14 protein-coding genes are annotated in these 15,529 nt (G+C 47.4%); 10 read left to right on the top strand and 4 right to left on the bottom strand.

Features of this window, described 5'->3' with window-relative positions; translation table 11 throughout:
* Positions 1-43: 43 nt before the first annotated feature.
* Positions 44-1,579 carry a peptide MFS transporter gene (locus B3Z75_RS13610; protein WP_294072873.1) on the bottom strand — a complete coding sequence of 512 codons (1,536 nt, stop codon included), beginning with the start codon at positions 1,577-1,579 and terminating at the stop codon, positions 44-46.
* Positions 1,580-1,973: 394 nt separating this feature from the next.
* Between B3Z75_RS13610 and B3Z75_RS13605 the strand changes: the two genes are divergently transcribed.
* From B3Z75_RS13605 to B3Z75_RS13590, 4 genes are all read left to right on the top strand, one after another.
* A complete protein-coding gene (locus B3Z75_RS13605) occupies positions 1,974-2,837 on the top strand; it encodes a prephenate dehydratase (protein ID WP_294072870.1) in 864 nt (287 codons plus the stop codon).
* 22 nt (positions 2,838-2,859) lie between these two features.
* Positions 2,860-4,032 (top strand): pyridoxal phosphate-dependent aminotransferase, encoded by a 1,173-nt coding sequence (locus tag B3Z75_RS13600; RefSeq protein ID WP_294072867.1) that lies wholly within the window; start codon positions 2,860-2,862, stop codon positions 4,030-4,032.
* Between the two features lie 68 nt (positions 4,033-4,100).
* A complete protein-coding gene (locus B3Z75_RS13595; protein WP_294072932.1) occupies positions 4,101-5,195 on the top strand; it encodes a bifunctional 3-deoxy-7-phosphoheptulonate synthase/chorismate mutase type II in 1,095 nt (364 codons plus the stop codon).
* A gap of 23 nt (positions 5,196-5,218) precedes the next feature.
* A complete protein-coding gene (locus tag B3Z75_RS13590; protein ID WP_294072864.1) occupies positions 5,219-5,992 on the top strand; it encodes a prephenate dehydrogenase/arogenate dehydrogenase family protein in 774 nt (257 codons plus the stop codon).
* A 42-nt stretch (positions 5,993-6,034) separates the two neighbouring features.
* Here the strand turns inward: B3Z75_RS13590 and B3Z75_RS13585 are convergent, their stop codons facing one another.
* The 3 genes from B3Z75_RS13585 to tgt form a co-directional block, all read right to left on the bottom strand.
* The gene (locus B3Z75_RS13585) at positions 6,035-6,844 is read right to left on the bottom strand and encodes a peptidylprolyl isomerase (RefSeq protein WP_294072861.1); all 810 of its coding nucleotides are present in this window, start codon (positions 6,842-6,844) and stop codon (positions 6,035-6,037) included.
* A gap of 131 nt (positions 6,845-6,975) precedes the next feature.
* Positions 6,976-8,079, bottom strand: a complete 1,104-nt coding sequence (locus B3Z75_RS13580; protein ID WP_294072858.1) for an LptF/LptG family permease — start codon at positions 8,077-8,079, stop codon at positions 6,976-6,978.
* On the bottom strand, positions 8,076-9,206 hold the full coding sequence (tgt, locus tag B3Z75_RS13575) for a tRNA guanosine(34) transglycosylase Tgt (RefSeq protein WP_294072855.1): 1,131 nt from the start codon (positions 9,204-9,206) through the stop codon (positions 8,076-8,078). Before tgt ends, B3Z75_RS13580 begins: the two co-directional genes overlap by 4 nt.
* 251 nt (positions 9,207-9,457) lie before the next feature.
* Between tgt and lipA the strand changes: the two genes are divergently transcribed.
* The 6 genes from lipA to B3Z75_RS13545 all read left to right on the top strand — a co-directional run bounded on the left by lipA (position 9,458) and on the right by B3Z75_RS13545 (position 15,403).
* A complete protein-coding gene (gene lipA, locus B3Z75_RS13570) occupies positions 9,458-10,363 on the top strand; it encodes a lipoyl synthase (protein WP_349676044.1) in 906 nt (301 codons plus the stop codon).
* 202 nt (positions 10,364-10,565) lie between these two features.
* Positions 10,566-11,267 (top strand): lipoyl(octanoyl) transferase LipB, encoded by a 702-nt coding sequence (gene lipB / locus B3Z75_RS13565; RefSeq protein WP_294072849.1) that lies wholly within the window; start codon positions 10,566-10,568, stop codon positions 11,265-11,267.
* Between the two features lie 139 nt (positions 11,268-11,406).
* The gene (locus tag B3Z75_RS13560; protein ID WP_294072846.1) at positions 11,407-12,402 is read left to right on the top strand and encodes an AAA family ATPase; all 996 of its coding nucleotides are present in this window, start codon (positions 11,407-11,409) and stop codon (positions 12,400-12,402) included.
* Between the two features lie 74 nt (positions 12,403-12,476).
* Positions 12,477-13,346, top strand: coding sequence for a DUF58 domain-containing protein (locus B3Z75_RS13555; protein ID WP_294072843.1), 870 nt, complete (start codon positions 12,477-12,479; stop codon positions 13,344-13,346).
* Positions 13,347-13,378: 32 nt separating this feature from the next.
* Positions 13,379-14,416 (top strand): hypothetical protein, encoded by a 1,038-nt coding sequence (locus B3Z75_RS13550; RefSeq protein WP_294072840.1) that lies wholly within the window; start codon positions 13,379-13,381, stop codon positions 14,414-14,416.
* A gap of 3 nt (positions 14,417-14,419) precedes the next feature.
* Positions 14,420-15,403, top strand: a complete 984-nt coding sequence (locus B3Z75_RS13545; protein ID WP_294072837.1) for a vWA domain-containing protein — start codon at positions 14,420-14,422, stop codon at positions 15,401-15,403.
* The last annotated feature ends 126 nt before the right edge of the window (positions 15,404-15,529 follow it).

The following is a 15,529-nucleotide window of genomic DNA, read 5'->3' as shown; positions in this document are numbered from 1 at the left end:
TGGGGTAAGCCACCGGTTTTTTTATCTGTAGGAAATAATCCATTTATTTTGCAACTCTATCGAGCCATTTGACCATTGCCAGCATGGTGAACATGGAAATGAAGCAGGCAACTACGAACACCATCCAGGTTGCTGTCATCGAGAAAGAAGTATAAAAGATGGCACCGATGAAGAGCAGACTATTGCCCGCCGCCGTAGCACCCAGCCATGCTCCCTGCATGATTCCCTGGTATTTGGGAGGAGCCACTTTCGATACGAAAGAGATGCCCAGAGGGCTTATAAAGAGTTCTGCCACTGTGAGAATGAAGTAGGTCCCTATCAGCAGCCAGGGGGTTACACGGGCTGCATCGGGTAGTCCGCCCATGGCATCCACTTCCGCTTTTAGGGGTAGCCCCATGGACCCGAGTGCCATCACGGCATATGCCAGTGCGGCTATCCCCATGCCAATGGCTATTTTCCGGGGAGTGGACGGCTCTTTTCCTTTTGCGCGCAGCCAACCGAAGAAGGCCACGATGATGGGCGTAAGGAATACGACGAAGAAAGGGTTGATCGACTGGAATATTTCTGCCCCCTGGAGCGTTGCAAATCCAAGATTTACTTTAATCTGGCTCAGGTCCGTATAATCCTTTGCAAAATAAGTGAGGGTGAGTCCGTTTTGGTGAAAAGAGAACCAAAAGAAGATGACCACGGCAAATACCGCAAACAAAGCATAGAGCCGTTGTTTTACCTCTTTGATGTCCATCTCTTCCACGGCAGCACCACCTGCGGCAACCCCTTTTTTGCCGGCCGGGTCCGGGAATCTGTTTTTATTGAACAGGTATATCACCAACGAGAGGAGCATGGCAAAAATGGCCACCGCGAAAGCATAGTGAAATCCGGTGGTGAACACATTCAGGTATTCATTCGCAAAGGCAGTGAGATCGGTACCGGTGTATCCCACTTCAGATGCCAGGCTCTGCAAACGGGCTGTGCCTTCGGCCGTGATGGAATTCCCCAGTTGCTGATGCGCCAGCGCCGGCAGGTCGGCATTATAGAGAAAGCCGTTATTTTCCACCCACCAGTTTCGAACGCCTACGGCCAGAAAAGGGGCAAAGATAGCGCCTACATTGATGAACATATAAAACAGCTGGAAGCCGGAGTCGCGCATCTTGCTGTATTTGGGATCATCATACATTTGCCCTACCAGTGCCTGTAGGTTGCCTTTGAATAATCCATTTCCAAGTGCTATGACAAGAAGGCCGAGGCAGGTGAACGCAAGTAATAGTCCGAACTGGCCCTCCGGAACCGGGGTGGGTGTGGGAATGGCGATAATCACATAACCGAGTGTCATCAGCAGCAATCCGGTTAAAATAACACCTTTGTAGTTGCGCGTTTTGTCGGCCAGTAACCCACCCACGAGAGCGAGCAGATAGATGGACGCGTAGAAGATAGAATAGATGATGCCGGTTTTGGTTTCGTCAAGACCAAACTTTGTCATGATAAAGAGTGAGAGGATCGCCATCATGGTGTAAAAACCAAACCGCTCCCCCATGTTTGCCAGCGATGCAGCAAGCAAACCCTTTGGATGATTTTTGAACATGCTTCAATTATTTTAGGATTGTAAATATGTAAATATTAGTTTTCGGTTTTTTTGATGTGCAAATATAAACCTTTTTGCCATAAATATACACTGCCATGGTAAAAATGCACTGTTTTTTCATGCTGTGGCGGCTCTGTTTTTTTTTCTTCATTTTATTTGTATATGATAAAAAAGTTGTACATTTGCACGCATCATTTGAGTTATTTGTTTTATTCCAAGAGAATAATCACCAATGAACAGATCAGTATTTGCATTTTCTTTCTGGTTTTACTTTTACTTTAGCAGGTGAAGGCAGGATTTTATATGCAAAAGAGAAGAAATTAAAAAGTCATATCAAATAAATAAAATCCTGTCGATTACACGATGGGATTTTTTTTTGATAAAAAATGAATCGATGAAAAGAGTTGCTATACAAGGAGGCCTGGGTGCTTATCACGAGATTGCGGCACGAGATTACTTCCGGGGTGAAGATTTGGAGATTGTGGCGTGCAACACCTTCCGCGATATTTTTACAGAAGCGGAAAAAGATCCGAAACTGGTGGGTGTGATGGCCATTGAAAATACCATCGCCGGTAGTCTGCTCAAGAATCATGACCTGTTGAAGATGCATAACTTGCAGATTGCAGGAGAGCATAAGCTGCGTATCACTCATTCACTGGCAGCCCTCCCCGGACAGAAGGTCAATGATATCAGGGAGGTGATGTCACACCCCATGGCGCTGATGCAATGCGAAGATTATCTCGACTCACTTTCCGGTATCAGGATTGTGGAACATGATGATACTGCCCTGGCAGCAAGGGATATTCGCGACAGGAATATGATTGGAACGGCGGCTATCTGCAGCACTCTTGCGGCCGAGATGTACGGACTCGAAATCCTTGCGCAGGGGATAGAAACAAACAAGCGGAATTTCACCCGCTTCTTTATTCTTGCGCGTGAAGAGATGCTGCAGGAGATCCAGAAAGATAATCATATCAATAAATCGTCGCTGGTATTTGTGTTGCCTCATGCGGAGGGCAGCCTCTCACAAGTGCTTTCTGTTTTGTCCTTTTATGGCATTAACCTCACTCGTATCCAGTCTCTTCCCGTCATCGGAAGGGAGTGGGAATACCAGTTTTATGTTGACCTTACCTTTGGCGATTACACCCGTTACCGGCAATCGATTGATGCAATCATGCCGCTGATAAGTGGCTTGAAAGTGTTGGGCGAATACAGGGAGGAGAAGTATGGCAGTGCTGAGGATGGCCTGCAAGCATGATGGATAACAAAAGAACAATAATATGAATATGGACATAGAACCTGCTGCACATATCAAATCTATTTCAGAATATTATTTCTCGGTAAAACTGGCAGAGGTGGCCCGCATGAATGTTGAAGGCAAGGATATAATCAGTCTGGCCGTGGGAGCACCCGACCGGATGCCTTCACAGGAGACTATCGATGTGCTGTGTGAGGCTGCGCGACGCCCCGATGTGCATGCCTATCAGCCTTATACGGGCATCCCCGAGCTGCGACGTGCCTATGCCGACTGGTATAAAAGGGCCTATGGCGTGGATTTGGCTCAGGATGAGGTGTTGCCGCTCATCGGATCAAAAGAGGGTATTCTTCATATCTCAATGACTTTTTTGAATTTTGGTGATGCTGTGTTGGTGCCCAACCCCGGGTATCCTACTTACACGTCGGTGTCAAATCTTTTGAGAGCCCGTGTTATACAATACGATCTGAAGGAGGACAATGGATGGCAACCTGATTTTGATGCACTGGAGAAGCTGGATCTTACGGGTGTGAAACTTATGTGGGTGAACTATCCGAACATGCCCACCGGAGCCAATGCTACGACATCACTCTTCGAGAAGCTGGTGGCTTTTGGCAAGAAACACGGGATCATTATCTGCCACGATAATCCCTATAGCTTTATTTTGAATGATTCTCCCAAGAGTATCCTATCGGTGCCGGGAGCCAGGGATATTTGCATTGAGTTGAATTCGTTGAGTAAATCGCACAACATGTCGGGCTGGCGCATGGGAATGATGGCCTCCAACCCGCAGTTTGTGAAGTGGGTGCTCAAGGCCAAAAGCAACATTGACAGCGGACAGTTCAAGCCGATGCAGCTGGCTGCGGTGGCTGCTCTTTCGAACAGTGTCTCCTGGCACGCCGAAATGAACCGCATTTATGCTGAGCGGCGCATCTGGGCAGAAAAAATCATGGAGCTGCTGCATGCCGGTTACGATAAGAGCCAGGTGGGATTGTTTGTTTGGGGAAAGCTGCCCGATGATGTTTCGACAAGTGAAACATTGGTAGATGAATTGTTGTACGGAGCACGGGTTTTTATTACGCCGGGCTCCATCTTCGGAAGCAATGGCGAGCGATTTATACGCATCTCACTGGGATCGTCGGTGGAGAAACTGCAGGAAGCGTATAACAGGATTAAAAGTTACATAAACAAGGATTAAAAATGGTATATGTCGGGTATGTAGAAAGATAACTGCTGAAAACCGACATCTGACAATCAAAAGACATGATGGAATTTGAATCAATATTATTGCCGGGAATAGACGCGAAGAGGCCATTGGTGATTGCCGGGCCCTGCAGCGCAGAAACAGAAGAACAGGTGATGACCACCGCAAGAGAATTGGCTGCTGCCGGAGTGAAAATATTTAGGGCCGGCGTCTGGAAACCCAGGACCAAGCCCGGCGGTTTCGAAGGGGTGGGTAGTCCCGCACTCAAATGGCTTATGCAGGCCGAAAAGGAAACAGGCATGTACATGGCTACAGAAGTAGCTACTGAGAAACATGTGTATGAAGCACTGAAATACGGTATCGACATACTCTGGATCGGGGCTCGTACCGCGGCAAACCCATTTGCAGTACAGGAAATTGCGGATACGTTAAAGGGGGTGGACATCCCCGTATTAATTAAGAATCCGGTCAACCCCGACCTGGAACTCTGGATCGGGGCTCTCGAAAGATTATATAATGCGGGGATCAGAAGATTGGGCGTGATTCACAGAGGGTTCAGTACAACCGACAAAACCGTTTACCGCAATATTCCCCAGTGGCATATTCCCATTGAGCTGAAACGTCGTTTCCCGACGCTGCCCATCCTTTGCGATCCGAGCCATATCGGTGGCGACCGTAACCTGATCTTTAAGATCAGCCAGCAGGCAATGGACCTCAACTATGCCGGACTTATTGTTGAATCGCACTGCTCCCCCGATGAGGCATGGAGTGACAAGGCACAACAGGTCACGCCGGCCGCACTCAAAGAAATCCTTCACAACCTGGTAATTCGCGATACCGTACAGACCACCGAAGACCTGTCTGTTTTACGCGATCAGATAGACGACCTGGACAACGAACTGCTGCAGCTCCTTGCCAAACGTATGCGTGTTTCGCGGGAAATAGGGCAGTATAAACTGGAACATAATATGCCCATTTTGCAGACACAGCGTTACGACCAGATATTGTCTGACCGGGCTTCTCAGGGTGAGCGAATGGAGATGTCCGGAGATTTTATCAGAAAGGTGCTGGAAGCCATCCACTCTGAGTCGGTACGGCAACAAATGGTGGTTATGGAGAGAGAAAAAAAGAATGGCTCACCAACAGCAGAGAAATAACAGATATATAAAGCAGAATAGAAATGAAGATATTAATTCTCGGAGCAGGCAAGATGGGTTCATTCTTTGCCGATGTGCTCAGTTTTGATCACGAAGTGGCTGTCCTGGATACCGATCCGATGAAACTGCGTTTTATCTACAACACACAGCGAATGGCCGATGCGGTGGAGGTGAAAGCGTTTGCACCGGAACTGGTAATCAATGCCGCCACGCTGAAGTATACCATTCCCGCTTTTGAATCGGTGCTGCCCTATCTGCCTGCGACCTGTATTCTGAGCGATATTGCCTCCGTAAAGGCAGGACTGGAGGAATTCTACCGTGAGTGCGCCCTCCCCTTTGTCTCCACCCATCCCATGTTCGGGCCTACCTTTGCCAGTCTGAGCGACCTGAGCACACAAAGCGCCATCATCATTGCAGAGTCGTCTCATCTGGGCAAGGTTTTTTTCAGGGATCTATACCGCCATCTTAAACTGAACGTGTTCGAATATTCGTTCCGGGAACACGACGAAACCATTGCCTACTCACTCTCCATCCCCTTTGCTTCCACACTGGTGTTTGCCTCGGTGATGAAGCATCAGGATGCACCTGGCACGACCTTTAAGAAGCATATGCAGATTGCGCAGGGATTGCTTTCGGAAGATGACTTCCTCCTCACCGAGATTCTCTTCAACCCTTACACACCGGGACAGTTGATTAAAATACGGGAGAAGCTCAAAGAGTTGCTAGCCATCATCGAGCAGAAGAACAGCGAAGCTATGCGTGTTTTCCTGACAGAGGTTCGGGATAATATCAAGTGAAGGAACCGTTGCGATGTGTGTGGTGTGACAAAAATCGACTCATTAGGGTTCCGTGTAGATACGAATAATTTTTGCGTCCGTTTTTGGACGGCTATTTTCGTCCACCGCCAAGGCAGCAATCTTTTCAATCACCTCCAGTCCTTCCGTCACCTCCCCAAAAACGGTGTATTCGCCATCCAGGTGATGCAAACCGCCAAAGTTGGTGTAAATCTCTTTTAATCCATCCGGGAAGAGAAATTTCCCAGGTGCCAGGGCATAGAGTGAGTCCACCACACCCAGCACGGAGTCCAGAAGTGCATTAAAACCTCTCGGATCACTCTCTTTCAGGCGCGCCAGCTCCTCCTTATGAGGTGCATAGTAGGTGCGGATGAGTTGGTTCTTAATGGGAACGTTTACGGCCATCTCCATGGTGTCGAGCCGTCCCTGTGTGTATTCCTTCCCATGCACAATATAAAACTGGGAAGCATCCGATTTTTTTTGTGGATTCTCACTATCTCCCTTGCGGGGTGCCGCTAACGCACCTTTTTTGTGAAATCTGTCTTTCCGGAATTCAGGCATCAACTCCATGTCGGTGCGTCCACTTCCTATTTGAATGCCGGCAGGAGCATTGCGTGAGTCCTGCGCTCCTCCCTGGATCACAAAATTTTTCACCACACGGTGAAACAGGGTTCCGTCGAAGTAGCCCTGTCTGATTAATTTCAGGTAGTGGTCGCTGTGCCGGGGCGTATCATCGTATAATATCGCTTTCATGGTGCCGTAGTTGGTCTCAATCACAATGAAAGGGTATTTGGTCTGTGACTGCAAATAACTTGCTGCAGTTATCAGCAGGACAATGAATAAATGTCGTTTCATATTCTTAATTTAATTCTCATTTTTAGTAATCAGCCTTCAGTGCTTAGATTGTCAACGCCGAATTCTGATGCCGGTGGGAGCGTAAAATTACTCCTCAAGAGCTGATAGCAGAATACTTAGCCGGCAGCCGGTTAATTTGGTGCCCGTTTGTACAAATACAAGGCGATGCCTACGAAAATAATATTTGGTATCCAAGCGGCAACAAAAGGACTCATGCCCCCTTTTACTGCGAAGGTGGAACTGACGGTCATGAACAGGATATAAGCCATGCTCAGCACCAATCCGATGCCAATGTTCAGCCCCATTCCTCCTTTCACTTTACGCGCTGAAAGTGAGGCGCCGATGATGGTAAGAATAAAAGCAGAGAAGACCGACGCGATGCGGGAATGATATTCAATCTGGAAGGACTGGATATTGCCCATGCCTCGCTCTTTCTGACTTTTTACATAGTGGCGGAGCTGAGGGGAGGTCATCATCTGATGATCGCTGTTAGCAATAATAAAATCGTTTGGAACAATTTGTAAGGTGGTGTCGATGACCGACCCCTGGGTAATTGTTTCTTTCAGCCCGTCGAAATCGCGTATCTGATAATTACTAATGGACCACTGGTAGGCTGAATCATAACGGATGGACTGTGCCGTGAGCCTCGACACCAGTTGCAGGCTGTCGAAGTGGTCCATGGAAAAGTTATACCCGGTCTTGCTGGACATGTCGAAGTTGCCAAAATAGACAATGGTACCCGGCCCCACCTTAAACTGTATGTCCCTATCGCCCGTTTTTTTCTTTCTTGGATCAATATAGGTGTTTTCAAATTCAATGCGCGTGGCATTGGCAGGTGGGATCAAATAACTGCCAAAGACAAACGTAAAGACTGCGATAACCAGTGCGGAGATCATGTAGGGTTTCATCAGCCGTTTAAAGCCGATGCCATTCGATAGAATAGCTGTAACTTCTGAATTATTTGCCATCTTGGATGTGAAGAAGATGACAGCGAGAAAAACAAACAACGGACTGAAGAGGTTGGTGTAGTAGGGAATGAAGTTAAGGTAATAGTCAAAGACGATGTCTCGCAGAGAAGCGTTGTTGGTCATGAACTTGTCAATCTTCTCGTTGATGTCGAACACGACCGCAATGGAGATGATCAGCGCAATCATGAAAATGTAGGTGCCCAGAAACTTCCTAATGATATAGCGGTCCAGGCGCTTTAAACCAAACAGATTGTCTCCTCTATTCATAACCTTCTTGTGATGTTTTCAATCATCGTTGGTTTCCACGTGGAAAAGTCTCCGGCAATGATGTGTTGCCGTGCTTCCTGTACCAGCCACACATAAAACGCGAGGTTATGGATGGATGCAATCTGCAGGCCCAGTATTTCGTTCGCGTTAATAAGATGCCGCAAATAAGCTTTGCTGTAAAGTTTGTCGACAAACGACTCCCCATCCTCTTCAATGGGTGAGAAGTCTTTTTTCCACCGTTCATTGCGCATGTTCATGATTCCTTTTTTTGTAAAGATCTGCCCGTTACGTCCGTTGCGCGTGGGCATGATGCAGTCGAACATGTCCACACCACGTTCAATGGCTTCAAGGATGTTTTCCGGCTTACCTACCCCCATCAGATAACGCGGCTTGTCTTCCGGAAGGATCTCGTTCACCAGCTCCACCATCTCATACATCTTATCGGTAGGTTCACCCACAGCAAGGCCTCCGATTGCGTTGCCGTCTGCACCTTTCGAAGCCACATTTTCTGCTGCACGTCGCCTCAAGTCTGGATAGACACAGCCCTGTACAATCGGAAAAAGAGTCTGCCCGTGCCCATAGGGGCATTCTGTTTCCCCAAAGCGGGCAATACAGCGATCGAGCCACCGTTCAGTAAGTGCCAACGACCTTTTTGCGTAGGCATAGTCTGCATCGCCGGGAGTACATTCATCGAAAGCCATCATGATATCGGCGCCGATAATGCGCTGGATGTCAATTACCTTTTCGGGTGTAAAGAAGTGGCGGGAACCGTCGATGTGCGACTGAAACTCGGCACCTTCCTCCGAGAGCTTCCTGTTATCTGTCAGTGAGAAAACCTGAAATCCGCCACTGTCGGTCAATATTGGTTTGTTCCAACTGTTGAAGCCGTGCAGGCCACCTGCTTGTTGTAAAATATCAAGACCCGGACGAAGGTAGAGATGATAGGTGTTGCCCAGGATAATCTGTGCCCCTATATCCTCCTTCAATTCGCTCATGTGTACAGCCTTCACGCTGCCAACGGTACCTACAGGCATGAAAACCGGTGTTTCTACCTGTCCATGGTCTGTTGTTATAAGACCTGCTCTGGCTTTCGTTCTTGAATCAGTATGTTGTAGTTGAAATTTCAAATTATCTTGTTTCGTGGTGTTTTGACGGCAAAGATAAAGTTTTTGCTGTTACAAACAGAATAGTAACCGTTTAAAAATAGTTACGAGAAAAAACTATACCGACAAGGGAGTAAAAATTGAAAAAGTCAATATTTATTCAATGTATAGCGACTATGATAAGAAAGATCCAAAGAATATCGTACTTTTGCCATGTTTTGACATTTTATTGAATCACTCGTTTGTTGTGCTCATTGTGGAAGGTGCAGATGATCATGCTTTCTGGCAAGGGCGCGACATTTAAAGAAATTATCATCATGGAGAATAAATCGGAATCAATGGAGAGAAAGCCTGAATGGCTGAAAATCTCCTTGCCCCAGGGAAAGCAATACCTGGATGTGAAAGAGATTATTGCAAGAAAAAAGCTGCATACAATTTGTGTAAGTGGAAAATGTCCCAACCTGTCGGAATGCTGGGGAAGGGGGACGGCCACTTTTATGATACTGGGAGACATCTGTACACGTTCGTGCAGGTTTTGCAATGTAAAAACAGGAAGTCCACAGGGTATTGTCGACTGGGATGAGCCGGATCGGCTGGCGGACACCATTGAAGGGATGAACCTCCGGCATGTGGTGCTTACCAGTGTGGACAGGGACGATCTGCCGGATGGCGGAGCCGGACTCTGGGCGGCTACGGTGCGGCGGGTGAAGGAGAAGAATCCGCGTGTCACCATCGAGGCCCTGATTCCCGACTTCGACGGACAGGAAGAGCTTATTCACCAGGTAATTGAATCGGGCCCCAACATCGTATCGCACAACATGGAGACGGTGCGGCGACTGACACCCAAGGTGCGAAGTCGTGCCAAGTACGACGTCAGTCTGAAAACGATAGAAATCATAGCAAAGCACGGCAAGGCGAAAGCCAAATCCGGAATCATGGTCGGCTTGGGAGAAACACCCGGGGAAATCATTGAGACGATGGACGACTTGAGAAGTGTGGGATGTAAGGTGCTTACCATCGGGCAATATCTTCAGCCCACGCGAAAACATCTGGCTGTGAAAGAGTACGTGTCGCTTGAACAGTTTCAGTTATACAGAACAATTGGTTTGGAGAAAGGGTTTCAGTTTGTAGAAAGCGGCCCGCTGGTTCGTTCTTCTTACCATGCAGAAAAACATGTGTGAGTAGTGTGCCTATGATAATATGAAACGAGCATGATAATCATTATCGTACAAGATCATGACTAATACGAGTTCCATATGACACCTTTGAATTATTTGCGTTAAGTCAAGTGAGCCAAGTCAAACTTGTTGGTACTTTGCCATGGCGAGCAAATATCCAACTTTAGTGAAATAAATAATTTTAGTCATATGAAAAAAGGCAATTATGGGTAAAAGAGTGATTTTTGAAAATCTGGGAAGAATCCGATATAAAGAAGCATTGGACTATCAGGAAGATCTGTTCGAACAGCTTATCCGGGAGAAACTGCAAAAGAAGGAGGATAAACAGCACTTTTTGCTCTTCTGCGAACATGAACACGTTTACACCCTTGGTAAAAGCGGTGACAGTAGAAACCTGCTGATTACGCGGAGTGTGTGTGAAAGTAGAAATATCGACTTGCATTCGACCGGCCGGGGAGGTGATATTACATACCATGGGCCGGGTCAACTGGTTGCCTATCCGATCATCGATCTGGAAGATTTCCAGATTGGTATCAAACGGTATATTTCCATGTTGGAGGACGTGGTGATTGAGACACTGAGGCCTTTTGGCATTTTGGGCAAAAAAGATGCAAAGGCCATGGGGGTATGGATCCATCCAGTACAATCAGCCAAAGCTAGAAAGATCTGTGCGATTGGGGTGCGTGCCAGCCGCTTTGTCACCATGCACGGGCTTGCATTGAATGTAAACAGCGATCTCGCTTATTTCGATCATATCAACCCCTGCGGATTCACCGACAGGGGGGTAACTTCCATGCAAAAAGAATTGGGGCGGGAGGTGGACTTTAAAGCAGTTTCCGATGAGATGAAAAATGCCTTTACTGCTGTTTTTGGCATGATGTACAGCGAGCGGGATTGTCCGGCATGACTGGAGGGTTGTATATTCGATGTACATTATGAATGAGGGCAATACTTAAACATTTTTAACGACGTTTCCTCCGGAAACCGCTTTAACATTTCTATTTTTGTATTTCATAACAAGAATCTATCATTAACAGTCTAAAAATATGAGCCAAGTAGTCGATATCAAAGAGCTAAACGAGCGAATTGAACAGAAAAGCGCTTTCGTGCAAACGCTGGTGACAGGGATGAACAAAACAATTGTAGGGCAAAAGCACCTCGTAGAGTCACTGCTTATCGGACTGCTGTCAGATGGTCATATTTTGCTGGAAGGAGTTCCCGGGTTGGCAAAAACACTGGCAATAAAAACGCTGGCTCAGTTGATCGATGCCGATTATAGTCGTATCCAGTTTACCCCCGACCTGCTGCCTGCAGACGTCATCGGAACCATGATTTACAGTCAGCGAAACGAGGAGTTTCTGGTAAAACATGGGCCCGTATTTGCTAATTTTGTGCTGGCAGATGAGATCAACCGTGCTCCTGCCAAGGTGCAGAGTGCCCTGCTCGAAGCAATGCAGGAAAGACAGGTAACCATTGGCGAACAAACCTACAAGTTGCCCAATCCCTTTCTTGTGATGGCGACCCAGAACCCCATTGAGCAGGAGGGAACCTATCCACTTCCCGAGGCACAGGTAGACCGCTTCATGCTGAAGGTGGTGATCTCCTATCCCTCGAAAGAAGAAGAGAAGCAGATCATTCAACAAAATATTTTTGAACCTGTAAGTGTTGACCAGGCAGTCATCACTACTGAAGCGATCTTGGAAGCACGCAAGGTAGTCCGCGAAGTATATATTGATGAGAAAATTGGTAAATATATTGTAGATATAGTGTTTGCTACCCGTTTTCCCGATCAGTACGGGATGAGCGACCTCAAGGAGATGATTGGCTTTGGCGGCTCGCCACGCGCTTCCATCAACCTGGCGCTAGCTGCACGTGCCTTTGCATTTATCAAACGTCGTGGATACGTGATCCCCGAAGATATACGTGCAGTTTGTCACGATGTCCTCCGGCATCGTATTGGACTCACATACGAAGCGGAAGCCAACAATCTGACCTCCGAAGAAATAATCAGCGAGATCCTGAATAAGGTGGAGGTGCCTTAATCCGCGCAAAACGTAAGTCTACCAATCAGGTACAGTTCAAGTGAAAGAATCCACAAAATAAGGGTGAAACCCATATGGAGACGACCGACCTATTAAAAAAAGTACGACACATCGAAATAAAAGCACGTGGCCTCTCCCGCAATATCTTTGCCGGAGAGTATCATTCCGCTTTTAAAGGACGTGGTATGGCCTTTTCGGAAGTACGGGAGTACCAGTATGGAGACGATCTGCGCGACATTGACTGGAATGTAACTGCCCGCTATAACCGTCCCTATGTAAAGATATTCGAAGAAGAGCGGGAGCTTACCGTGATGCTGATGATCGACGTGTCGGAGAGTCTGGGCTTCGGTTCCCGCAAGGTGCTCAAACGGGATATGGTGGCAGAGATTGCGGCGACGTTGGCCTTTTCGGCAATGCAAAACAATGATAAGATCGGGGTCATCTTTTTTACCGATAAGGTGGAGAAGTTTATCCCTCCTAAAAAGGGAAGAAAGCACATCCTGTTCATTATCCGCGAGATTCTGGGATTCACTCCCGAAAGCAGCGGTACAGACCTGAATATGGTTCTCCGGTATATGACGAACGCCATCAAAAAGCGATGCACAGCCTTTCTGATATCGGACTTCATTGATCCGGAAGATTACAAAAAGGCGTTACAGATAGCCAACCGAAAGCACGATGTGGTAGCCATTCAGGTATATGATCAGCTGAGTACGGAGCTTCAACCCATCGGGCTGATGAAAGTAAGAGACCCCGAAACAGGCGAAGAACGATGGATCAACACCTCGTCGCGGAAAATTCGGAAAGGTTACCGTGACTGGTGGAACAGCCTGCAAAGCAATAAGAATAATGCATTCCGGCAGAGTGGCGTGGACAGTGTGTCGGTTTCTACGGAAAGTGATTATGTAAAGGCGTTGTTGCAATTATTTCAACAGAGAAGGTGATATTGACAAAGGACAAACTACATATCGTCGAGATGCGGAGAGCAACGCTGGTTGTTCTGGCAATCTTGTTTTTCACGCCGATCTCCGCTCAGCGGGCTTCGGTACAGGCAACCGTGCAACCTACGGAGATCCTGATTGGCGAACAGGCGCTGATTAATCTGAAAGTGATTACACCGAAGGATAAGACCATTCAGTTTCCGGTATACGAAAAGGAGATTGTCCCCGGCATTGAAGTGATTACCATGCTGCCGCCCGATACCACCGTCGAGAACAACGTGATGACGCTGAACTTCAAGTACGTGGTCACCTCATTCGACTCAACGCTGTACCATATTCCCCACATGCCGGTCTTCGACGGAGTCGACACCATTTATTCCAACTCCTTTGGACTGAAAGTGTCTTCACCCCAGTTGTCGGACTCCACGTTGGCATATCTTGAGAAGATAAACAAAGGGGAGACCGACTCAATCGATTTTGAACAGTTGCAGTTGCATGATATCAAGCCCGTGCGCAACGTTCCTTTCGTCTGGACTGATTATTTATGGGTTCTTTGGATTGTGTTGGGCATCATGATGCTTATTGCGCTCATCGGATTGATCGTCTACCTGGTACTGAAAAAGAAGCGTAAAGGGTATATTTTTAAACCTCCCGTGGTGCTGCCGGCACACGTGCGGGCTATCCAGCAACTGGATAAACTGAAAGAAGAGAAAATCTGGCAACAAGGAAGGGAAAAAGAGTTCTACAGTAAACTCACTGACATCCTTCGTAATTACCTGGTTGAACGGGAAGACATCAATGCCATGGAAATGACTTCCGGTGAAATACTGAATGAGGTCCGCAAACTATTGGAGGTGGAGTCAGTTTACAACAATCTGAAACAGATCCTTTCCACTGCCGATCTGGTGAAGTTTGCCAAATACAAGCCCTACCCCGACGAAAACGATCTGAGTATGGTGAATGCCTATTTCTTTGTGAATCAGACCAGGGAACCTGATCCTGTCCCTCAAAAAGAAGAAATGGATAAAGATAAAAACGAAGCATCGCAAAACGATGCTGCAAAGAGTGAATAAAGCATGGTATTTTTGCATCCTGAATATCTATATCTGTTGCTGCTGCTTATCCCACTAATTATGTGGTATGTGGTGCGATTGTCAAAGACGCAGGCCTCCTTCAAGCTTGCGTCTGCCGGGGCATTCAAGGGTATGAAGCCCGATCTCAGGGTCTCTATGCGGCATCTGCCTTTTGCTTTGCGGTTGATCTCCATCGCGCTCATTATCGTCGTGATTGCCCGCCCCCAATCGGTGAGCAGTTGGGAAGAAACGGAGACCCAGGGAATCGATATCGTGATGGCCCTTGATGTGTCGGGATCGATGCTTTCGCAGGATTTGCAACCGGACAGGCTGCAGGCAGCCAAAAAGGTGGCCGCGGAGTTTATCACCGACAGGAAAAACGACAACATCGGCCTCGTGATTTTTGCCGGAGAGAGTTTCACGCAATGTCCCCTTACTACCGATCATAAGGTGTTGCTGAACTTGCTGAACGAGATCAATTTTGGTATGATCGAGGACGGCACAGCCATTGGATTGGGATTGGCCACTTCTGTAAACAGGCTGAAAGAGAGCGATTCCGATTCTCGTGTAGTGATTCTCCTGACCGATGGGACCAACAACAGCGGACAGATTGCACCGCTTACTGCCGCCGATCTGGCACGTTCTTACGGAATTCGTGTATACACGGTGGGTGTGGGAACCAAAGGAATGGCGCCCACGCCTGTAAACACACCTTACGGTATTCGAATGCAGAATATGCCGGTAGATATTGATGAGAAAACGCTCACCGAGATAGCAGCAATGACGGGGGGACAATACTTCAGAGCGCAGGATACTGAAGGACTCCGGCAGGTATATGAAGAGATTGACGAAATGGAAAAATACCTGATCAGCGTACAGAATGTAACCCGTCGACAGGAATTATTCCTTCCCTTTGCACTGGTTGCACTCGGCTTGATATTGCTCGAGCTATTATTAAGAAGAACCTGGCTGAGGTCTATCCCGTGAGCACGTTGTAAGCTGGATGGTGTGTGCCCGTCTGCCGGATAAGCGTATATGGCATAGCAGTTTGATCATTGAAATACATGAGGTAGCGACTTCTCGGGTGAAACTGGTTGATTTAATATGGTATAA

The organism is Proteiniphilum sp. UBA1028 (assembly GCF_002316955.1).
In the GTDB taxonomy this organism is placed as follows: Bacteria; Bacteroidota; Bacteroidia; order Bacteroidales; family Dysgonomonadaceae; genus Proteiniphilum.
The sequence above is the reverse complement of the archived record's forward strand: the minus strand, read 5'-3'. Positions and strand labels throughout refer to the sequence as shown.